Here is a 20,124-nt window from a genome sequence, read left to right as displayed (position 1 = left end):
TTATTGGTTTTTGTTGTTTTTTACTTTTTCTCTAAATAAGCCATGTATGAAGCTCTGAAAGCTTCAGGGTCTTCTTGTGCTAGTGTTTGTTGTTCTGCCTCAGTCATGGCACTATAATCTTTGGCCGTCGTTGAAGTTGCACCGGGAACAATAGCATCTGAAACTTTACCCAAAGCAGTTAATGCTTTGATATGGTTTTCACAGGCCATAAAGTCTAGTTTTGCCCAACTTTTTAGTGGTTCAGCTTGTGCTGCGGTGATTTTCTTATCGGTAATTGCGCCATTAATTAAGGCGTCAACTTTTACCGTTTTCTCTGATTCCTCTTTAAGAGTTGCAGTTGCTTTAAGTCCAGCGGTTTCTTCAGCTGCCTTTTTGTTCGCCAATACGACAGCATTTATTTGCTCTTCGCTGGCATCTTCTGGAAGCCCTAGGGCTTGTGCTAAAAGTTTTTGATTCATAATATTTACAGGTTTTTTAATGTTTGTAATTTTTGGAATAATAGGAGAATGACAAGCCTGAAATAAGGCTTTGATTTCGGCCGTGATAGGCTCTTTTTTGATTACTCCTGAAATAAATTTTTGAGCTGCGGCTTCTTTTGCTGTTAGCCATACATCTCCTTTTGACCAATTGCTTTCAATTTGCTCAACAGATAATCCCGTTTTTGTGGCATACGTTTCTTTGTAAGATGTACTGAGGTTTTTAAGTAATTGTAAACCAGATGTTACTTCGTCTTCATTACCTCTAATGTTTGCCGATGGCTTATGGTACATATAATGACCATTATCTGCTTGCTTGAAGTCATCTAAACAACTCGCAATCTTAGTATATGCCGATGCGATAAGCGCACCACCCGTTCCAATCTTCTTTCCGGGGAAACGCAAAATTTGGTTTTCGATTTCAGCAGCTAGAAATACATCGCCTCCTGGACCGTTCAAATAAACATGAACATCAAGAACACCATCTGCTAAGAACTGATCAACTTGCGCTGTCATATCTTCAGCTGTATTGTTCCAGTCATATAATGCACCGGTAACTCTAAAGTTTGCCGTTTGCCCTACCGCTTCCGCAGTAATACTTAATGGGAATTGTTTAGACATTGCCTCAATAGCAGCTGCCGTCAACCCGCTCCCTGCGGTTCCGATGATTAAGATTGATTTACATGTGTTTTTCATTTTTTTAATCCAATGATTGAGTGGCAAAATTTGGATTATTTCGAGTGGTAAAAAAATCATAATTCTTAAACGAGGGATACAAACCTATTAACGGGGAACTCAAACCCTGTCTAGGAAATCCAATACTTAACTATCTATAATGAATGTGCAATTTTGTCCTATAATCAACGCACTTATGGCAAAAATTAGAGAACAAAAGCTCGCAGAGGATCAATACATCAACGGCAAGAAAACAGCTAAGGAAATCGCTGCTCTTGTAGGTGTAACCGAAAAGACAATTGGCGACTGGGTCGAAAAGTTCAAGTGGAAGGATCGCCGTAATGCGCTGTTAAGTTCTACTAAAAACGGACTTCAAAACATTAATAACCTAATTGATATCTATGCCGAAAAGCTAGTGGAGATGGAAAGCGATGCTGATGCCAATAATGCCGATAAGATTAAATTGGTAGATGCCATTGCAAAACTGAACAAAACCAAAGATGGTTTTGAAAAAGAACACCGCATTCCTTACAACACGTACATCAATGTGATGGACTTAATCATGAGCGATATGATCGCAAAGGTTAATCCAAAGATTCATTTGGAAATTCTAGAGTTTTTTGAAAATCATACTAATGAGCTTGCGCTTAAATACTAATTAAATCATGTTTAAAATCATATTAAATCTATTGCTCAACAGAGCCAGTGTCCGTGAATGGCAATTACAACTAGGCGCACATTTATTAAAAAAAGGCTGTGGCTATAAAGTGGGACAAATAATTAGAGAAAAACACATAGGAAACAAAAGATATCGTGTAAAAGTGATTACCAACTTATTCTATGATTTCAACGAGAATAAGATCAACCACACAACGGCGAATAACATTTTAGATTCTAAATAAATGAAAGTAGTTGACAAAGTAGCTAAAGCGAGGATACTTGATAAGATCAAGTTAATTCGTGCGTCTGGCGGTAAAGGGAATACCAACGAAACCAAAGAAGAACGGAAAGCAGCTATTGAGCGATGCAAAACCGACTTTCCTTTTATGGTTCAAAGGTACTTTCCCCATTATGCTACTTTTGAAACACCCGACTTTCATATTGAATATGCAAAATTGGTCAAGAAAAACAAAAACTTTCGTGGTTTTTGTGAGTGGGGTCGTGGGTTGGCAAAATCGGTTGTCTGCAATACCTTATTGCCTTTTTGGCTGTGGCTAAATGATGAGAAGGTGTACATGGTCATCATAGGAACCAATCAAAGTAAAGCCACTCAATTATTGGAAGATTTACGCCTAGAGTTTGAGAACAACGCTCAAATTATAGCCGATTTTGGCGAACAAAAGAAGTTTGGTGGTTGGGATGAAAAATTATGGCAAACTAAAGACGGTAGATTCATTGGGCAATCTTTAGGTATTGGTCAAAACTGTAGAGGTTTAAGAGTAGGTCCGTTGAGACCGAACTTTATCAATGTAGATGATATTGAGAGTAAGGAAACTATAAGTAATGAAAAGAACCAAGATACTTTGGTTACTTGGATTGAGCGCTCTTTGATTCCTACAATGGATGGAGAAACTAGACGCTTCATGCAGTCCAACAATGCATTTGCGCCTATCATGATCCAGAAGAAGCTCCAAGCAAGGCACCCAAAATGGAAAATACACCGTATAAAAGCGTACGACCCTATTACTTACAAGCCTCGTTGGCATCAAAAATACGATAAGAATTACTATAAAGAAATTGAAGACGATGACATACTAGCCGCTCAGTCTGAATACAACCAAGAACCGCACGTTGAAGGTAAGTATTGGAAAGAAAGTGATATACAATGGACATCTTTACCAAGAATAGACCATTTTGAGTGCATTGTTGGGCATTGGGATGTTGCCTATTCAGGCACACCAAAAGCCGATTATAATGCCGTGAGAATATGGGGATTAAAAGACAAACATTTTTATTACATCACCAGTTTTGTGAAAAAGTCAAAAATGAAACCCGCGGTGCAATTTATGGCAGATTTTCAAAAGTTTCTACCTGAGAGTGTTAAAATACTGTGGCGATTTGAGTCGCAATTTTGGAATGATGCCGTAAAAGAAGTTATTGCCGCTGTAGAGGAAGCCGAAAGTATTGAACTAAGGCTAACACAGGTCAATATTCCAAAAGGTAAAAAAGAATCTCGAATTATATCGCAATATAGCTTTTACCAAAACAACCGGGTTTGGTACAACGAGAAGATGAAGTCGCATAATGATACAATAATCGGGAACGCTTTATTGCTTGGAATAGAACCCGGGTATAGCGGTCACGATGATTCACCAGATGCAGACGAACAATGCATTACTTTTTTAGCAAAATGGATTCCTCCAAAGCCCGGAACAAAACCAAAAACGGGAAGAGTTGAACGCAAACACGTATACTAATGGCACTATCTTTTTTAACTGAAGACGATTTAAAAACACAACTTTTTGAAACCTATATCGATGATAGTGTTCAAGAAGATTTACAAGCCCTGGACAATATCGAACTACAGCAAATTGCTTTTATGAAAAGCAAGCTTCGTGGGCGTTTTGATGTTGCTGTTATGTTTTCTGTGGCTGATTACGAAGACAAGCCTATTATCAAACAAGTGTTGACCTCACTAGTCAATTATTTTGTGGTAAAACGGAATGCGCCAAGGAAAATCCCGTCTGACTTTAAGGACAATTACAATTGGGCTATAAAGTGGCTCGATAGCGTTAGAGATGCAATAGAGAGTCCAGAACTACCCGCAAAAGAGGTGGAACGCAAAACAGTACAATGGGGCAATAACAAGAACGAAGACTATTATTATTAATTATGGCACAAGGAGCAAAAGTAGGTAAGACCTACGACAATAGACCGTCCAATATCATCTTACCAAAAAGCAAATCGCTAAGCGTTCAAACCATTCGAAAATGGAAGGATGCTTTGACATTGGCACAACTGGCCGAAAACGCTAACCGTGCGCCCTTGGTAGAATTATACGAAAGTATCTTACTAGACAGTCATTTGGCTTCTGTTATAGAAAGCCGAACTTTAAAAATTAAGCAATCCCGTTTTAAACTCGTAGACGCTTCAGGAAAAACCAATCCCGAAATAAACAAATTACTCGAGAGGCCTTGGTTTAACTCCTTTATTTACCATGCTATTAATGCCAAATTCAAAGGAACAACTGTCGTTGAATTGTGGGACTTGAATGCCGAAACTACAGAGCTTGCGAGTGTGAACTTCATCCCTCAAGAAAACGTTATTCCTGAGCAGGGTTTGATTGTAAAAGAGAACGGCGACAGTAAGGGCTACAGTTATAGAGAAGATCCTTTGAAGCCTTATTATATCCAAATAGGTAAAAACAAGGATTTAGGAATATTAAAAGACGTTGCGCCCGATGCTTTGACAAAGAAATTTGCCAAAGCTGCGTGGGCTGAGTATGTCGAAAAATACGGAATTCCACCTCGTTGGGTAACAACAGATAGTTATAGCGAAACGAGAGAAAACGAGTTGGCCGACATGATGGCAAACATGGTGTCAAACCATTGGGCAGTATTGAAAGGCAATGAGAAAATTGAAGTAATGAACTCAGCGGGTTCGAGTTCATATGAGATTTTTGATAAGTTGATTGATCGCATGAACTCTGAAATGACCAAAAGAATATTAGGTCAAGACGGAACGACTGATGCAGGAGCTACAGGAACGTATGGCTCATTAAAGGTGATGCAAGGCGTATCTGATGATCGTCACGACTCGGACAAAAACGACATTAAAGACCTTATAAACGAGGATTTGCTTTGGCGTTTGCAGTTGATAAGCCCGGCTTATTCACAATTGAAAAATTATACTTTCGATTGGGATGATTCCAAGGAACTAACAGCAGCGGAAGTGATTGCATTAGTCAAAGATATATCTGATGCAGGTTTTGAAGTGGACGCCAAATTTATCACTGACAAAACAGGTATTCCAATCATTGGATTAAAACAAACTACTACTGCAGCAACGGTAGAACCGGATCAAAAAAAAAAGTCTCAAAAGCAACAGCCAGTAGCTTTTTGGCAAACGAAATTGTAAATTTTTATAATGCGAATCCTTGCGACTATGAACACAACACCTTTAAAGCGGTAGAACTTACTGATTACAGCAAGCTAATTGAAAAACTATCCAAGCAACTGCATGAGGGGAATTTGAAACCTACGGATTTAAACCCCGAATTGTTACAAAAAACATTGGGCGATCTGAGAACCGCCACCGCTGAAGGTGTGGGTAAATCCTTTTATAATTATACCGATAAAGCGAAACGAAATTTAGCTTTAAACAAAAACTTATACCGCTTTTCAGCTGCTAAGACCTATCAAGAACTAGCCCGAATTAATTATAATTTGAAAGATGCTAAAAACTTTCAAGACTTTAGGGACAAAGCTTTAAAAGTCAATCAGGAGTACAATGTTAGGCATTTGGAAACCGAATACAATAGCGCTAACCGATCAGGTGCAATGGCTGAGAAATGGGATAAATTCGACTCTCAAAAAGTATTATATCCCAACCTGAGATATAAAACCGTAAAAGATAACCGTGTTCGTGAAGAGCATCGCAATCTGGAGGATATTATAAAACCAGTCGATGATGCCTTTTGGGATAGCTGGTACCCACCAAATGGGTGGGCGTGTCGCTGTTATGTAACCCAAACCGATGAAGCTTCTACTGAAGGAACTCCCGAAGGCAAACCGACACCCGGCTTTCACGGAAACGTGGGTAAATCGAATATGATCTTTAATGAAGACGAACACCCTTATTTTGCTTTTCCTGATGCAGATGTAAAGAAAATAAAAGCAAGCTTTGAAGACATGAAGATTTCAACACCTGATTATCAAACGGTATTTGAAACTAAAAAAGCAAAGTTAGCAGTATCCACTTGGGCAGACCCCAAAGATATTGAGCTAAACGTACAATATGCAAAAACAATTGTTGAACAATTGGGCGTTGATGTTAGCATACGGCCACATAGTGAACTTTCAAAAGTAAAAAACCCAGAATACTTGATTCGTGGCTTTGTCTCGGATTTAAAGAATCCCGAAAGTAACAACGGTATTACAAAACAGTTTAAAGCCGCAAAAGAACAAATGGGTACCATAAGTCTCAATTATTCTATTGTGATGAATTTTGACAAAATAAAAACAATTGATTTTGATGTTATCATTAAGCAAATTGAAAATAAAATAAGCGAAGTACGTGGTAAGAAGATAACTTCTTTGTTTTTAATTAGAAAAGGAAAGGCTGTTGAAGTAACTAGAGAAGATGTTTTGAAAAAGAATTACAAAAAATTAAGAAGCTTGTAATTAGAGGGAGGAAACTTGGGGCTTTCGCCCCGCGTAACCATTTATATAGGCAAATATACAAATAATTTCAATATGTTAGAAAAAGTACCTGATTTTGAAAAGATGGGCAAACAATTGATCCTAGACGCTCAAACTATTGCTGAAGTAGAGATGATCAACTTTGTTATGGGCAATTTTGAGAAACAAGGATTTTTAGACGCTACTATTCAAAACTGGGAACAACGCAAAAACAATGATGATCCTGGGCGTGCCATTTTAACCAAGTCTGCAGGCCTAAGAGATTCTATAAGGATTACCGAAAGCAGTACACAAAGAGTTGTTTTAGGCACTAATGCTGCTCATGCAAAAATTCATAATGAAGGAGGAATCATCAACATTCCGGTAACGGCAAAAATGCGTAAGTTTTTTTGGTACAAATACAAAGAAACCGGACAAGGTAAATACAAAGGGATGGCACTAACAAAGAAAACGCACCTAACTATTAAGATGCCAAAACGTCAATTTATGGGGAATTCAATTGCTTTTAATACGCTAATCGATGCGAAGTTTCAAAATATGATTATACAACGTTTCAAAAGCGTTTAAACACTGATTAATTATGAAGGATTTAAAGAATTTATACCTAGAGCATCAAAACCGTGTAACGGCTAACATTCCCGAAATAAAACATTCTGATTTGTGGAGTGAACAGGTTAGCTTTATGGCAGAGGAGCATCCGTTTAAATCGCCAGCTGTATTTTTTGGCTATCGTGTTTTAGGTACCGAGGACCAGGGAGAGAAAATACAAGAACTTCGCCTGCAGGTGGATGTGTATTTGTTCTACGAAACCTTTGCCGATACGGCAAAAAACAGCAAAAGGCAACAAAAAGCCTTAGATTTCTTGGATTTACTAACGCAAATAAACGCCGTTTTTCACGCTACAAATGGGAATTATTACAACAATATGCGCAGGACTGGTTTTAACCCTGTAGAAACGGGCGGTGCGGGTATTTTATACGTGCAACGGTATGAGTTAACGATGATGGACGATTCTGCAAGTGTTTTGTATGACAATATGAAGTTTGAACAGATGGAAATGGAAGTAATTAGAGAGGTGGTACCACCCGCAGGAAATCAAAGTGATTTGTATGATACAATAGAGGTCTAGCAGTATAGGTAACTTTCGACTGTTTTTGGTCGCAAAAAGAATTTTTCTGCAGTAGAGGCCACGCAGTAGGCAATGGTATATTTCTTAACTCCAAACGCACGCTCAGCACTCAACTTATTGAAGTGCTCAACTATTTCTTTTTTCTTGCGGGTTTGTAGTAAAATATCTCTGGACATAGTACAAAAATAGAAAACTTTTTTATATAAAAAAAGCCCACTTTTTAGGTGGGCTTTTGGGGTTATTTCAGATCCGAAATTGATTCTTTTATTTGGGAAATATACCGCTCTGAATCTTTTATTTTAAACTTCAAACTCGATTCGGTTTCGGGTTTGGCTACTATAGCATTTTTAAAGGCTGCTATTGCATTTTGGTAGTTTGTAATAGCCTCGCTATAAATTTGCGTTTGTGCTTTGATATAAGCGGTGTTGTCGTCTGAAAAACTGTCATTTGTTTTTGCCTTTTTAAAACGATACACATTACTACCGATTTCTTGTTCCACAAGTCCGATAGCGTTGTAAACTTTAGCAGATGCGCCGCCATTATTAGATATAAAGTTCAAGTCAGTTAATGCCTGTGTGTATTTTTCTTCTAAGTAAGTTGTTGCCGTTGCGGCTTGCGCTCTAGTCCATCTAGCCTCAATACTATTTACATTAAGCTCCACTGCCTTGGTAGAAATGGCGTAGGCTTTTTTGGCGTCTCTATTTTCTAATGATGTATTTGCATCAGCGAGATAAGTGTTGAAGTCTTGCGCTTGGATAAATGAACTTATAAGGAATAAGAAAAGTAATATTATTTTTTTCATTGCATGTATATTTAAGGTAATTTTGATCAAAATTAAATGATATGGAAAAAATTAAAGAACGTAAAAAACAAGCGTGGGATAATATGGTTTATAGCGCTCAAAGACTTGATTTGCTGATTGTATCATTTTGTGGAGCTGGAATTTACGTATGTCTTGAAATTATTAAATTTAATGCTGTCAATAAATTATCCTGTAGTTTATTTATAAAATTTTGTGGTTTAGCATTCTTACTTGGTGTTGCCTTAAACTTTTTATCACAACATTATGGCTTAAAAGCTAATTACAACGATTACTTAATGAGTGAATCTCAACTTGAAAAATTAGACACCAAAACAGATGACATAAAAAAAGCAAAAATTGATCAAGAAATTACAATGTATGACGACCTTTCAGATACCTATAGTATTTATACAAGGAAATTAAATTTTTATAGTATGTATTCATTATTTGCAGGATTGATTCTAATGTTAATATATTTTTTAACTACCTTTTAGGAGGTCTTTCTACTCCTTTTTGTTGTTCACTCCCACGTCCTGGTGGAGACTGTGTTGGACTTGACGGTGGAGACTGTGGACTTGAAGGAGGTGACTGTGTAGGTCTTGACGGTGATGGATTATTTTGTTTTCCCATAATTTTTATTTTTTGATTATTATTATTTACATACTCCACATTCTCCGCCATCTTTTGCACAGTGTTTACAATACTTACAATTTTTACAGGCAGAACAACTTTTTGTTCCTGTACACTTTTTACCCACATATTCATAGGCCACTGCTGAACCTGCTAACATAAGCCCTAATGTGCTTAAGAGGATTAGTTTTTTCATATTTAATTTATTTTTTTTAGTAGTGACTCAACTTCTATCCATTTCCTTTCTTGAACGTCCAAAAGCATTATATCCGGTATCGAACGTTCTTTAATATAGCGAGTGACATCGTCTAAACTATCAGTTGAGATTTCATAGATTCCATCAATAATAATAAAATATCTTGCTACTTTTTGTTTATAATAACGTATCTCCATAAATCAAATGTAGGAATTATTTGTAAATATTATTATAAAAGCAACAAATATTAGTATTGCAAATAATTTCAGCACTATTATTCGTTTTTTATACCGCCTGTCTATTTCTTTTAATTGGCGGTGGTGATCGTTCCATATTTCTTGCATAATCAAAGGTATTAGGTTGTTTTTATGATTCCTTACGGTTTTCCTCATTCTCAAAATTAATTCTGTGAATGATTGGTTTAAAAAAACTGGGGTTCAAGTGGTAGTCTTTAAAAAACACTACCACTTCATCACTATAATGGGACTGTATTTTAACATCAAAATACCTTGAATGTTCTAAAATCATTGCTAGGCTATGATCTAGATAATTAGTCATTGGATAGCTAGTTAAAAGCTGTTGTAGCCAATTAGGTAAGCTGACAATTAATTCATCCGGGTTACAGTTCATTACTCTGAAGCGGTATATAGCATCCCTTAAAAAATTATGAATAGCTAGTATTTCTGATTTATTTATTGATTTTGTTCTCATGTTTTTAATATTTTTTATCTGTCCAGTGAATTAGTTTACCTGTAAAATCTTCATTGAAGTAAGCAAAGAATTCTTCTACCGTGTCGAAACCGTCGTTTTGGGCTAGTTCTAGCCATTTATCTTCTGATAAACGTTTGTCGTCAATTACAATAGCCCTTTTGGGTGGTAAATCATTTCGTAACACTTCTCGATCTGTATAGTAAACAATCTCAAAATCTTGAACGCTAACCACTGGCAGAACCGGAGCAAACCGGAACATATTTTTTCTCCGAACATTGATAAAAAAATCAATCTTCATCCCTTGTTTCCATCGATTGGTTTTATCTTCACGAATGCTGTGGAGTTTGGGGTGAAAAGGGCTCATATTTTGGAATCCTTTATCAAGACATTCAAAATATTCATTTGGCATTAGATAATACTTTCCTGTTGGAGTAATTTCGGCAAATATTTTACCAACTTCTGCCCAAATCTTCTCTACAAAGTAAGTGGGCTTGTCGTTTATTTCTGTGCTAAATCCTAGTATCATGATTATGGGTTTATTACTTCAATTTTTACTTTATAAATAGAGATGTAAATTAGGTCTTCGATATAAAATATTTGCTCGTGAGCATTTGAAATAAAATCTCTTAATTCAGGTTCTTTGGCGGTACCGACATAGGCTTTTAAAGCGTTGTAAAAATGGCGTTCTACCTCTTCTTTAGCCTCAGGATAACTATTGCATAGTATTTGGTCTAGCTTTGTTAATTTGTCAATACAAAGCGTCTGAAGCTTGTTTTTAGCCCCGTTTGTTTTAGTTACTTTTATAAAGTGTTTTGTCATTTTCTATGAGTTCTAATATTATACTTTTACTTGTTTCTCATTTTACTAGCTAAATCCTTTAATACGGGGTTAAAAACTTTGCCCACTTTCATGGCTACTTGTGGGCGTTCATCTTCAAATCTTCGTTTATGGATGTAGGTGGCCAAATGCAATTTACCAATGCCCGGTGTTTTCTTTAAGGTGTCGAGGTAATAAGGAATTTCGATAAAACATTTTATTACTTCAGCGGGTTTGAGCTTCTTAAATTTGTTTTCGGAATCCATTCGGCTCACTTTATAATCGTATAGATTCCAAAGGGCTTCAAAGGAAACATCGGCGGGCGATTTCTCTACCTCAAATTGCTTGGTGTACTTTGGGTCGGTTTTCCATTTATCCATATAACTTTCCTGTCGTGGGAATTTATTAGAATAAAGCCAGTCCATTTGTTCGTTATTCATAATCTCATCAGGAATACCGAACCATCTTAAATCACCGTTTAAATCAAATTTAAACAGGAATATAAGACCGTTTTTTTTGTGTTTTACACGGTAGGTTGTGAGTTGTTCCATTGCTTCAATTGTTCGATGTTATAAAATATGGGGATCGCTAAATTCATAGATAACCAAAGTTCTACTTTTGCGCCTCGAGAGTCTTCGAAACAAGGCAGTGCTAGTACAGCATCACATTTTAGTAAAGCGGCTACACATAGTTTCATTGCAACATCCCATTCGGTGGTGGAATCATTGACTACCTCTATAGGATTTACGGCATCAAATCCCGCTACATTTACGGCTAAGGTGGCATCAAAAAACTTTGATTGAACTTGTGCGGGGAGTAATCCGGTTACTTTACCAGCGATGTATATTTTTTTCATTTTAATAGGTATCTAGTGGGTTTGGTGTGAACGAATGTTTTTGACAACTTGATTGCTTCTTGACGTAGGCGGTATTCCTCTTCAAATATCGTTTCGGTTTTGTCTACAGGTCTTTTTGGGATTGTTTTAGTTTTTATCATGCGAGCTTCTGATTGAGAATATTGATTGCTTTTTGAATTTCCAGCCTGATATAGGTGTCTTGTACACCTTGCATTTGTTGAATGAGTAGCAACTCTAACATATCGGCTTCGTGAAATTTTAGGTTAATTGTAATTTTCTTTTTAGGGTCAAAAAGATTCATTTTTGCTTTGATAGCTACTGCTTTTCCATCTAATTTAGCGGCTACATCAAGAGCAATCGAAAGCGTTGACTTTTCCCTCCTGGTTAATGCTTTGCTGTTATAAACTGCCTCAATTGTTGCGGCTACAATTAGTGCGGTTTCGGGGTTTAGTTTTAAGGTTATTTTCATTACATCAATTCGATTAAAAATTCGACATCTTTTTTTGTGAGCTCTCTGCCTTTAAGCTGTTCGCCGTTGAACTCTAGGCAGGCATTTAAGAATTTATTGCCAGCCTCATACACGTAAGTAACGTGAAGTTCAGAGTCGTTTTTTTGAAGTCCCCACCAACGATAATAGCCATTATTATCTAAGGCATCGCCTTCCAGTTCCTTAAACCCCATATTTTGAAGTTCTTCTATTGTAAAAATTGGCTCTTTCATGGCTCTTGTGTTTTATAATCTTCTAGCGGGCAGTTTTCGGGAATTTTATGTTCGAAATTCATCACAGACTCGTTAACATTTGCATCAATTAAAAATGGTTGTGCCATTGGAGACATGCAAACAAGAAAGTTTGTTTTATTGCTATTTTGGGCAGATCCTTTAGTGCAAAATTCACACTCTGGACATTCTGTTATTACTTTTGCTATTTTCATGCGCAGTGTGTTTTTCTAGGTTCTAGTTCTTTTTTGCAACTACTGCAGATCACTACAGTGGTTTCGCAGGTGACGGTAACGCTTACTACTTTTAAGCGGGTGTAAAGGTGTTTGCATTTTTCCATGATTAATGACGTAATCCGCAATTATTACAAAATAGCTGACCGTTTTTTTCTTTTGTTGACATTTCCATTTCACATTCGAAACAATAGAGGTCAGTAGAGCCACATCGAACGGTGTTCTTTTTTCTTTTTTTTGCTTTTCTTTTTTTTTTCGGCTCAGTCCATGCTTCAAAAAACATCCCGAGAATAAAGCTTACTATTCCTGAAATCAATGTTGTAGTTGTTATCATTTTATATTGAATTTTTCCAAATTACTACCCCGTCCAGGGCCACGATTATTTTTGATACTTCCTTTTCGGTCATTTCCTTTAAAGGCTTTTTAACTGGGCTTTTATCGCTTTTTAAAAAGCGGTCAAACCATCCTGTCATGTCGGCAACTTCGCCCCAGCGTTCGCTTTTTACGACTATGTTTGCCGTTCGTAGGTTTGCCATTATTCGCTTGTGTTGGGGGTTTTTGTGGTCGAAGAGTCCGTAGTTCCTCCCCCCGACTTCCTCCGAAGGAAGGGGAGAGTTTGCGGGCTTTGGTTTGAAGTAATCCTCTGTGGCACTGCCTGTGCCTTGGTAGGCGTATGGTGCGGTTTTAGTTGTTGTCATTTGCTTCTGGGTGTTTTTTAGCTGTTTGATTATCAGATAATTTAAAAACTGCATTGTTGCTTACTCCGACTACTGTCATTGTATCCCACTTGGTTGGTACATTATCCTTATCAAGCCACCAACCACCTACACGCATCATTACACTATCCTTATCCCATACCGAAACTTCAAGGTCATAGATCACAATTCGTTTAAAACCTCGACGCTTTCTACCATTCTCAATAAGCTCATATACTTTATGCTTTTCAACAGGGGAGTTATTTTTTTTAAACTCTTCTAAAATCCGAGCGTATTCAACGTTAATTTCATTTAGTTGAGCTTCTTTTTTGTTTAATAACAATTTTCTTTGTTTTAAGAATAAGTCTGTATTCATCTTGTTGTTGTTGTTTTAAATTTGCTCCCGAGGCAGGATTCGAACCTGCTTGTGATGGTCCCTTGACATAATGGGTGGCGGGCTGCATCACTTTTTAAAAAACCTATTGTCCCTTTCAGCTAGTTTTTATTCTCCAAGACACTCGGGACACCGAATTAATAATCTAGGTGGTATTCTCTGAATTATTTTTTAGCGACTGGTTCCCATAATTGGTCACCTGTTATTAGTATCGGAATGACGATTGTTTCACAAAAAACAACACTTAAAATAATGTTACCCGTGTTTAATTTGTATTTAATGCTATCGTTTTTCGCTTCTAAATCAAACCATCCGTAAGGCTGAACTTCAACCTCTTTATTATCTATATTGAACTTTTTAGAGTCGGCACATGATGTTAACAAAGTGGCGATTAAAAGAATGATCGTAATTTTTATTTTAGGTGTTTTCATAATTATAATTTATAAGTTGCTTTTGTGTGTGTTTTAAATCTTGGATTGTCAATGACTATTTTCTTATACCTGGAGAAAGCTCGATTCTCTGTGTCTGATAAATCCATTCTTGAGATATAGTTGCCGTTGGTATCCTTATAAACAGTATGCCCATTGACACTATATTGCTGATGATCTTCTAGGGGCAGTATCGTTACTGTTGCGCTCATTTTTTAGTTGGGTAAAGTGGGTTTTGATTTTGAATCTAAGCCATAACACATAGGTAATTATGGCTTTTCCGTTCAGTAGTATTAGTAGTATCACTAATAAGATGCTGGTATTACTGTTGTTCATCTCCATGATCTGCTGGTATTACTTCGCTAAAAAACTCAAACTTGTAATTTCCTGAGAAACCGACTGAAGACATGGACAACGGCACGTTAGTCTTAGAACCATCTTCATTAATTAATGCAGCCTCAATGAACCATGAAGAACGCACTGGCTTGTATGCTGACCCAATGACGGCCACGCCGTCTTTAAATTCTTCATCGTTAGATTTAGCTGCGGCTTTTTGAAGCTCGAGAACTCTGGAACCTTTCAAATTTCCTTTGGCATCTTTCTTTAGTAGGTTGAAAAGCATGTCTACAAGTGAAGCAGTTTCTTCGTCTTTTGATAAGGAACCTATGTACTTTTCGACTTTTGCAATCCCTGCGGTTACGGTATCGTCCCAACCCTCATTGATGCGGTACCCGATGGTAATTTCTTCTTTATCTGTAGAAAAGGTGTGTGACTGTTGTTTCTCTTTTATACCGTAAACGATATTTTTTAAGTCTAAAACCTGCTCAAAAAACTGAAACGTTTTGGTTTTGGCTTCGGAAATTACTTCGGAAGCTACGCAAAGTTGAAACATGGCTTTAGGTACGGTTTCGAGTACTAAAGCTTTGTAAGCTTCACGGTCTGTGTCTTTTTTGGCTTCTTTTTTGGCCAAGGCTTCTTTTAATTGTTCCGCACTGAACGTGCTTAGATCTAATGTTGCTGCATTCATAATTATTGGTTGATTTACTATTATATTATTGATGTTCATTTATTTTAAATATTGATCTTGATTGAATCCGCCCCAGTTGGTGGCTTGTATCTTCTCTACGGTGAACTTTATTTTTGCCTCTAATGCGGGTGGGCATTCATAACCTCTCACTTCGTGTAGATAGTTCTCGTTGTTGTCAAATGATAGTTGGCTAAATAATGACCCTCTTTCCTGATTAATGCAGATGCGTTCGCCCACTTTGAACACATATATCTTTCCTTCTTTTTGCAATTCTGAACAATAGAACAATACGTTCTGCAGGTCTTCTAGGCGTTGGTTTATTTTTCGGTTACTCATAATCTTCGTGGTGTAGGCGGTTTTCTAAATTCCTGATGTCGGTTTCAATCTCCACTCGGTTGGGATGGTTGGGCATTTCGATGAGGCAGTTTTGCAGTTTTTCGATTCGGTCTTTAATTTTTGTTTCTGTCATGGTTAGTTTTGATTAATGATGGAGTATTCAATTCTTTTCCCGGCTACTTTTGTCAGCTGTGGTTTTGACTCTCTTTTTTGCGCCTGGTCTAACAATGCTTTTGGAAAGCGAGACATCATTTTATTGACACACTGGCAATACAACTGATCTTTATCTTTTCCCGCTATCTCTGGATAAGAGGCGGCTATTTCTCTAAAGTGTTCCTCGTGTTTTGCTAGTTCTTGCAGCCACCATTTATTAACAGAGGCACTCGCTAGGACGTTCTGGAAATCTCTAAGCCTTATTGTTACGTTTTCAACCCAGAATAAGTAGAATTCAAAAATAAAATCTTCCTTTGTGCTAGTTTTTTGTAGCAATTCCAATAGGTAGGCTACTGTGTTTTCTTTTGTTGTTTTTGTTGTGTTCATGGCTGTTGTTGTTTTTTAAATAATCTCTTTCCAATATTTAGCGGCTCTTTGAGCCCATATAACGAATGGCTGACCACCTCCGTTTAACCGTCCGTCAGGAAACATCTTGAATCCCTCAACCCATAATTTCAAATCGACATCAAACATGATATCATCTGCTAAAGCACCTTTTGGCATACTCCCTTTGGCTTGTGATATCCAAATGATCCCTTTTCCTTTTTTTAACATTAACTCCTTTAGTTGGTAATATTGAGCCTTAGTAATTCGAGTGTATTGAACTGAATCGACAAATAAGAAATCAGGTGATTTGGGTTTACTCATTCTAATAATTAACTCATCAAAAGGTTCACGATCTAAGAGAACAAATGAGTTACCACAACTTTCCATATGGTTTCGCACCAATGCATTTTGCATTGTTGACGAAAGCCCCTGTTCTAGGGAATCGTAGGCTACTTTCCCGAAATTTGTGAGGTACTTTGCAAACTTTATAGCCGCTTCGGTTTTACCGTTTGTAGTACCTCCCCAAATGATCGCCGAAAAGGCCTTGTCAGGTTTTCCTAGTGTAGATTCCCATTCACCAGAGAACTCTAAAGGATTGAATTTTTTTGAAAGAACGTTTGAAACAGAGTAGGCTCTATTTATTTTTTTTGCCATGCTTTTTTTTATAATAGTAATAAGAGCTTGCATTGACTTTTAACTCTTTTAGAACAATGGTTAATTTTTCATTTGCTAGCCTATCACTTATTGATTTGAAAAGGTCTTCAGTCATTCGTATTCCTCGGTTATTCCATTTGTGTCCTACAATATTACTTTCGGTCATTCCTTTTTTACCCCAGTATAAATTGCTGTAATGATCTCCATTTGTTTCCACTGTGCGCCTTGCTGCGTGTTCTCCTGTAGGAGCTATACCATGCCAAGCTTCACAAACTAGCCTGATAGTGTTGATCGTTTTTCTATTAACAAAAACTACTTTTCTAATTTTTTTTGTGTGAGGCAGTTGCTGGCTACTAATCTTTAAAATCGCACCATTCAGTAATATTTCTGACCCATCTTCATTAATCTTGAGGTACTCTATGATTGGGTGGTATCTAAATTCACTCATTATACCGCTCTTTTATTGGCGAAAACCAAACGCTTTACACGTCTTAAATCTCCGTCAGCATCTTTGGCAATTCCTCTTATGATCTGTTCGTCATTCAAATCATTAGCCACACATACTGCTTTTATATCTGAAAATGTAGTTTGATCTAATTCTATGAAGCGCAAACCAACTCGGCTATAAATCTCACGGTAGCCTTTCTTTTGCATTGCGATTCCTCGACGGATACGCTTTTCTAAATATTGGGTTGCCATAATGGTAATACCGCAATGTCCTTCGAGCTCGTTGTATAGGGTGATGAAAAACAGCAGAACCGTATCCGACAACTTATCGGCTTCATCTAGTATGATTTTTGGTTTTGATGCTGATTTTAATGTCATAACTGCCTTATGCATCATTTCGGGCAATGTCATTCCGTCTGTCTCTTTTCCCATCTTGGAAAGCAACTCACGTAGAAACCATTTTTTGTCCCAATATTCGTTGCAGGAAAGTCTAAATACGTTTTTATTCTCTTCTTCATATTTCTTGGCAATGGCTGTTTTTCCGCTTCCTGCGTTTCCCGTAACCGCTAGAACTAAAGAGAAGTTTTGAGACTCGCTAAACAATTTCATTAGTAGTTGAGAGTTCCCAGTCTCAGCAATTTTCCATTCGTTAGTACCTATACCAAGAAAGGCAGAAACTTTGCGCCACATTTCCTCGGCTATATTATCCCAATTGTGGTTTCTCATTTGTGAAAGGGTAGCGGCTGAAACGGTTTTCATTTCGATTGCTACTTTGTTTTGAGATCCTTTTTGAGTAATGTATTGATCTAAATGTTCTACGATGTTTAATTTGTCTGTGTGTGTCATAATCTTAGGTTTAATCAGTGTTTAAATGGTTTTTAAATAGTTCTAAAGGGTTAAAATCTGGAATGAAAAGAAGTTCTGTCGGTTTCCATTTGTTCCTCTTTTGGCAAATGGCCTTGAAACTTGATCATCATCTCTTGTTCTTCGATTAAGCTTTCGCGGCTTATGCCTGATCGCTGTATTAATCTTTCGTAGGCTTCTTGGTCTCGTTTTAGCTCGGCATCTCTAACGGCTATGTCTTGGTCGAGTAATGCTCTTGAATTTCCTTTCATAAGTACCGGTATAGACTCGTGCATTCGTTTGGATTGAGCATAGGCAACAAATCTTTTTTCGCCTGAAGGAGTCAATTCGTATAATCCAATAAATTCATCTAGTCGTTCAGGATCGTATCTTACAATGAGGTTTTCGCCAACATATTTTCGTCTAAATTCCGTGTCGATGTTGTTTGTTTCATCATACACTTCGTAGATATAATCTTTGCCTTCAACAGTAAGTGGCATTCCGTGAGCGTAGTATTTTTTAACTTTGGTTTCATCAATCCAGAACATTGATAGTTGGTCCATAATGCTAATTTCTTCGCGGTGTTCCGTTTCTTCATTGTATCTTTCAATGCGGTTGATTGCCCAATCTTCTTGTTTGCCCGCATTCCATTTATTAACCAGGGCTGTGAATATTTTATTAAATTGATCTACTGTAGGAAGCGCCTCTTTGTATTCCATAATGAAATCCGTGTTGGGTTTGTTTGTAGCGGTTCTAACTTTTATCCCTTGTTTGTCAGAAAACCACATTTTAGAGATAACCTGTTGTTGCAAGCGGTTAAAAATTTGCTCAGCTGGACTTGATTTTCTACCCACTTTATGGCTGTAATGATGCCCTTTTACCGGTAGCTTATCGTATAAATCTTGCATCTTTCCTGAGGTATGCCCTGATTGCTTATCGTAAGTGAACAAATGTGGACGGCACCCTGAATGATTAACAGCCATTTTAATAGCTCTAAAGTGCGATGCGTGGTTCTCGCTGTATGCAATGTCCCAACCAATGATTTTTTCGCTGTGAACGTCAAAAACAACGTTTATTTTAAGTTCTGCTGCCATTTTCTGTTTGTTGTCCGCAAAGTGTACTAGATCTAGCTTAGTACCATCAATCGCCCACCAAGCATTAGGAAACCACTGGGAACGGTTACGTGTTACAGTGTGGCCAAAGTGTTTCATGTATTCGTCTTTTCCGTCTCGCGCCAGCATCCAAATCCTTTTTTGTTCCGTTTTATCAAGCCACGCTCCAACAGCTCTTTCGCTTAATGATTTCCATCCTTTGGCTTCACGTACTGATTCGTAAATTCTTAGTACTTCAGTGATGGTGTATTTGACAGGCAAACAATATTGAGACATAATAAAATCGGCAACATCGTCAATGATCTTAGAAGGGTTTGAGTTCATCCATTTGCCTGAAACTATTGACCCGTAACTTTCAGCATCATATTTTTGGATAGCTCGCTTGAACGAAATCACGTTTTTGTACCGAGTGTGTAACCACGTTTCAGGTAGATTTCCAATTGCTTCGAGCATACGATCCCACATTTGTTTTTTACCTCCGAAGCGTTTTTGCACCACTACATTAATTGCGATGTGTTTAACAGCATTGAACATGATCGCCTGGTGTGTGTATTCTTTCTGCTTTTCTTCAGGAAGGTGCGAGCCATTCTCTAATAGGTAATCTCTGAAATACTGTTCAGCAGTATGATCCCAGTCCATGTAGTCGCTAAAAACAATGTTTTTAACGCTTGCGTATGGATCGCCCACTTTTTCACGGATCAGTTTCTTGAAACGGTCAGGGATAGACTCGTAGGCTACTAAAGCCTTACGACCGTTACCGCCGATTGTTAGTTTTTTGATTTTACCCCGATGTGTAAGTAACTTTAAATTAGAATCAGACAAAAATCCCTCATTCACTAGCCAAGTCGAAGCAACGCAAAGTGTGTTTTGTTGGTATTCAAACATAATTTTTATTGTTTGGTTTTGTTCCCGCCGTGGTGTCGGAACCACGCAATGCCGTGGCGGGTTTTTCACTATATTTGAAACATCTGGAGAATTCAATAACCTAACGCAACAAATGATAAATTTTATCTTTGTTGAATTATGAAAAAAACGTACAAGCGAATT

General features: G+C 37.4%; 34 protein-coding genes. 9 read left to right on the top strand and 25 right to left on the bottom strand.

Features of this window, described 5'->3' with window-relative positions:
* Nucleotides 1-20 precede the first annotated feature (20 nt).
* Entirely contained in the window at nucleotides 21-1,172 is a 1,152-nt protein-coding gene (locus AC4PRO_RS14740; protein ID WP_492117886.1) for an ATP-dependent Clp protease proteolytic subunit, read from the bottom strand.
* Between the two features lie 175 nt (nucleotides 1,173-1,347).
* Between AC4PRO_RS14740 and AC4PRO_RS14735 the strand changes: the two genes are divergently transcribed.
* The 8 genes from AC4PRO_RS14735 to AC4PRO_RS14700 all read left to right on the top strand — a co-directional run bounded on the left by AC4PRO_RS14735 (nucleotide 1,348) and on the right by AC4PRO_RS14700 (nucleotide 7,640).
* Nucleotides 1,348-1,809, top strand: coding sequence for a hypothetical protein (locus tag AC4PRO_RS14735; RefSeq protein ID WP_492117885.1), 462 nt, complete (start codon nucleotides 1,348-1,350; stop codon nucleotides 1,807-1,809).
* Between the two features lie 7 nt (nucleotides 1,810-1,816).
* The gene (locus AC4PRO_RS14730) at nucleotides 1,817-2,053 is read left to right on the top strand and encodes a hypothetical protein (protein WP_492117884.1); all 237 of its coding nucleotides are present in this window, start codon (nucleotides 1,817-1,819) and stop codon (nucleotides 2,051-2,053) included.
* Nucleotides 2,054-3,568 (top strand): hypothetical protein, encoded by a 1,515-nt coding sequence (locus AC4PRO_RS14725; RefSeq protein WP_492117883.1) that lies wholly within the window; start codon nucleotides 2,054-2,056, stop codon nucleotides 3,566-3,568. It begins immediately after the preceding gene.
* The gene (locus AC4PRO_RS14720; RefSeq protein WP_492117882.1) at nucleotides 3,568-3,981 is read left to right on the top strand and encodes a hypothetical protein; all 414 of its coding nucleotides are present in this window, start codon (nucleotides 3,568-3,570) and stop codon (nucleotides 3,979-3,981) included. Before AC4PRO_RS14725 ends, AC4PRO_RS14720 begins: the two co-directional genes overlap by 1 nt.
* Nucleotides 3,982-3,983: 2 nt before the next feature.
* A complete protein-coding gene (locus tag AC4PRO_RS14715; RefSeq protein ID WP_492117881.1) occupies nucleotides 3,984-5,228 on the top strand; it encodes a phage portal protein family protein in 1,245 nt (414 codons plus the stop codon).
* The gene (locus AC4PRO_RS14710) at nucleotides 5,210-6,493 is read left to right on the top strand and encodes a phage minor head protein (protein ID WP_492117880.1); all 1,284 of its coding nucleotides are present in this window, start codon (nucleotides 5,210-5,212) and stop codon (nucleotides 6,491-6,493) included. The genes AC4PRO_RS14715 and AC4PRO_RS14710 overlap by 19 nt, the downstream gene beginning before the upstream one ends.
* Nucleotides 6,494-6,565: 72 nt before the next feature.
* Nucleotides 6,566-7,078 carry a phage virion morphogenesis family protein gene (locus AC4PRO_RS14705; protein ID WP_492117879.1) on the top strand — a complete coding sequence of 171 codons (513 nt, stop codon included), beginning with the start codon at nucleotides 6,566-6,568 and terminating at the stop codon, nucleotides 7,076-7,078.
* 13 nt (nucleotides 7,079-7,091) lie between these two features.
* Nucleotides 7,092-7,640 (top strand): hypothetical protein, encoded by a 549-nt coding sequence (locus tag AC4PRO_RS14700; protein WP_492117878.1) that lies wholly within the window; start codon nucleotides 7,092-7,094, stop codon nucleotides 7,638-7,640.
* A gap of 238 nt (nucleotides 7,641-7,878) precedes the next feature.
* On the opposite strand, the gene AC4PRO_RS14695 is transcribed toward AC4PRO_RS14700, so the two are convergent.
* A complete protein-coding gene (locus AC4PRO_RS14695) occupies nucleotides 7,879-8,442 on the bottom strand; it encodes a hypothetical protein (protein ID WP_492117877.1) in 564 nt (187 codons plus the stop codon).
* Between the two features lie 41 nt (nucleotides 8,443-8,483).
* Here AC4PRO_RS14695 and AC4PRO_RS14690 point away from each other — a divergent pair, with 41 nt between their 5' ends.
* Nucleotides 8,484-8,936: a hypothetical protein gene (locus tag AC4PRO_RS14690; protein ID WP_492117876.1), complete on the top strand. Its 453-nt coding sequence runs from the start codon at nucleotides 8,484-8,486 to the stop codon at nucleotides 8,934-8,936.
* Here the strand turns inward: AC4PRO_RS14690 and AC4PRO_RS14685 are convergent.
* The 23 genes from AC4PRO_RS14685 to AC4PRO_RS14575 form a co-directional block, all read right to left on the bottom strand.
* Nucleotides 8,926-9,207 carry a hypothetical protein gene (locus tag AC4PRO_RS14685; RefSeq protein WP_492117875.1) on the bottom strand — a complete coding sequence of 94 codons (282 nt, stop codon included), beginning with the start codon at nucleotides 9,205-9,207 and terminating at the stop codon, nucleotides 8,926-8,928. The two genes, AC4PRO_RS14690 and AC4PRO_RS14685, sit on opposite strands and share 11 nt — an antisense overlap.
* A gap of 63 nt (nucleotides 9,208-9,270) precedes the next feature.
* Nucleotides 9,271-9,465 carry a hypothetical protein gene (locus AC4PRO_RS14680; protein WP_492117874.1) on the bottom strand — a complete coding sequence of 65 codons (195 nt, stop codon included), beginning with the start codon at nucleotides 9,463-9,465 and terminating at the stop codon, nucleotides 9,271-9,273.
* Between the two features lie 169 nt (nucleotides 9,466-9,634).
* Nucleotides 9,635-9,979 carry a hypothetical protein gene (locus tag AC4PRO_RS14675; protein WP_492117873.1) on the bottom strand — a complete coding sequence of 115 codons (345 nt, stop codon included), beginning with the start codon at nucleotides 9,977-9,979 and terminating at the stop codon, nucleotides 9,635-9,637.
* Between the two features lie 4 nt (nucleotides 9,980-9,983).
* Nucleotides 9,984-10,505, bottom strand: coding sequence for a hypothetical protein (locus AC4PRO_RS14670; protein ID WP_492117872.1), 522 nt, complete (start codon nucleotides 10,503-10,505; stop codon nucleotides 9,984-9,986).
* A 2-nt stretch (nucleotides 10,506-10,507) separates the two neighbouring features.
* Nucleotides 10,508-10,798 carry a hypothetical protein gene (locus tag AC4PRO_RS14665; RefSeq protein ID WP_492117871.1) on the bottom strand — a complete coding sequence of 97 codons (291 nt, stop codon included), beginning with the start codon at nucleotides 10,796-10,798 and terminating at the stop codon, nucleotides 10,508-10,510.
* A 26-nt stretch (nucleotides 10,799-10,824) separates the two neighbouring features.
* A complete protein-coding gene (locus AC4PRO_RS14660) occupies nucleotides 10,825-11,346 on the bottom strand; it encodes an LvrA C-terminal domain-related protein (protein ID WP_492117870.1) in 522 nt (173 codons plus the stop codon).
* Complete coding sequence (locus AC4PRO_RS14655) at nucleotides 11,319-11,651, bottom strand: DUF4406 domain-containing protein (RefSeq protein WP_492117869.1); 333 nt, start codon at nucleotides 11,649-11,651, stop codon at nucleotides 11,319-11,321. Before AC4PRO_RS14655 ends, AC4PRO_RS14660 begins: the two co-directional genes overlap by 28 nt.
* A complete protein-coding gene (locus tag AC4PRO_RS14650; protein WP_492117868.1) occupies nucleotides 11,648-11,791 on the bottom strand; it encodes a hypothetical protein in 144 nt (47 codons plus the stop codon). Before AC4PRO_RS14650 ends, AC4PRO_RS14655 begins: the two co-directional genes overlap by 4 nt.
* A complete protein-coding gene (locus AC4PRO_RS14645; RefSeq protein ID WP_492117867.1) occupies nucleotides 11,788-12,120 on the bottom strand; it encodes a hypothetical protein in 333 nt (110 codons plus the stop codon). The genes AC4PRO_RS14650 and AC4PRO_RS14645 overlap by 4 nt, the downstream gene beginning before the upstream one ends.
* Entirely contained in the window at nucleotides 12,120-12,371 is a 252-nt protein-coding gene (locus AC4PRO_RS14640; protein WP_492117866.1) for a hypothetical protein, read from the bottom strand. Before AC4PRO_RS14640 ends, AC4PRO_RS14645 begins: the two co-directional genes overlap by 1 nt.
* A complete protein-coding gene (locus tag AC4PRO_RS14635) occupies nucleotides 12,368-12,583 on the bottom strand; it encodes a hypothetical protein (protein ID WP_492117865.1) in 216 nt (71 codons plus the stop codon). Before AC4PRO_RS14635 ends, AC4PRO_RS14640 begins: the two co-directional genes overlap by 4 nt.
* A 353-nt stretch (nucleotides 12,584-12,936) precedes the next feature.
* Nucleotides 12,937-13,299 carry a hypothetical protein gene (locus tag AC4PRO_RS14630; RefSeq protein WP_492117864.1) on the bottom strand — a complete coding sequence of 121 codons (363 nt, stop codon included), beginning with the start codon at nucleotides 13,297-13,299 and terminating at the stop codon, nucleotides 12,937-12,939.
* Entirely contained in the window at nucleotides 13,286-13,672 is a 387-nt protein-coding gene (locus AC4PRO_RS14625; protein ID WP_492117863.1) for a hypothetical protein, read from the bottom strand. Before AC4PRO_RS14625 ends, AC4PRO_RS14630 begins: the two co-directional genes overlap by 14 nt.
* 182 nt (nucleotides 13,673-13,854) lie before the next feature.
* Nucleotides 13,855-14,121 (bottom strand): hypothetical protein, encoded by a 267-nt coding sequence (locus AC4PRO_RS14620; RefSeq protein ID WP_492117862.1) that lies wholly within the window; start codon nucleotides 14,119-14,121, stop codon nucleotides 13,855-13,857.
* Nucleotides 14,122-14,123: 2 nt separating this feature from the next.
* Nucleotides 14,124-14,330, bottom strand: coding sequence for a hypothetical protein (locus tag AC4PRO_RS14615; RefSeq protein WP_492117861.1), 207 nt, complete (start codon nucleotides 14,328-14,330; stop codon nucleotides 14,124-14,126).
* A gap of 110 nt (nucleotides 14,331-14,440) precedes the next feature.
* Nucleotides 14,441-15,184 carry a DUF3164 family protein gene (locus AC4PRO_RS14610; protein ID WP_492117860.1) on the bottom strand — a complete coding sequence of 248 codons (744 nt, stop codon included), beginning with the start codon at nucleotides 15,182-15,184 and terminating at the stop codon, nucleotides 14,441-14,443.
* Entirely contained in the window at nucleotides 15,185-15,481 is a 297-nt protein-coding gene (locus AC4PRO_RS14605; protein ID WP_091431746.1) for a hypothetical protein, read from the bottom strand.
* Nucleotides 15,474-15,614: a hypothetical protein gene (locus AC4PRO_RS14600; RefSeq protein WP_492117859.1), complete on the bottom strand. Its 141-nt coding sequence runs from the start codon at nucleotides 15,612-15,614 to the stop codon at nucleotides 15,474-15,476. The genes AC4PRO_RS14605 and AC4PRO_RS14600 overlap by 8 nt, the downstream gene beginning before the upstream one ends.
* 2 nt (nucleotides 15,615-15,616) lie before the next feature.
* Nucleotides 15,617-16,021: a hypothetical protein gene (locus AC4PRO_RS14595; RefSeq protein WP_492117858.1), complete on the bottom strand. Its 405-nt coding sequence runs from the start codon at nucleotides 16,019-16,021 to the stop codon at nucleotides 15,617-15,619.
* 15 nt (nucleotides 16,022-16,036) lie between these two features.
* Nucleotides 16,037-16,675 carry a hypothetical protein gene (locus AC4PRO_RS14590; protein ID WP_139262298.1) on the bottom strand — a complete coding sequence of 213 codons (639 nt, stop codon included), beginning with the start codon at nucleotides 16,673-16,675 and terminating at the stop codon, nucleotides 16,037-16,039.
* Entirely contained in the window at nucleotides 16,656-17,123 is a 468-nt protein-coding gene (locus tag AC4PRO_RS14585; RefSeq protein WP_492117857.1) for a hypothetical protein, read from the bottom strand. Before AC4PRO_RS14585 ends, AC4PRO_RS14590 begins: the two co-directional genes overlap by 20 nt.
* Entirely contained in the window at nucleotides 17,123-17,968 is an 846-nt protein-coding gene (locus AC4PRO_RS14580) for an AAA family ATPase (protein ID WP_492117856.1), read from the bottom strand. The genes AC4PRO_RS14585 and AC4PRO_RS14580 overlap by 1 nt, the downstream gene beginning before the upstream one ends.
* A gap of 50 nt (nucleotides 17,969-18,018) precedes the next feature.
* On the bottom strand, nucleotides 18,019-19,962 hold the full coding sequence (locus tag AC4PRO_RS14575) for a transposase family protein (protein ID WP_492117855.1): 1,944 nt from the start codon (nucleotides 19,960-19,962) through the stop codon (nucleotides 18,019-18,021).
* Nucleotides 19,963-20,124: the final 162 nt, after the last annotated feature.

Source organism: Flavobacterium sp. DW-iso2, assembly GCF_058725285.1.
The sequence above is the reverse complement of the archived record's forward strand: the minus strand, read 5'-3'. Positions and strand labels throughout refer to the sequence as shown.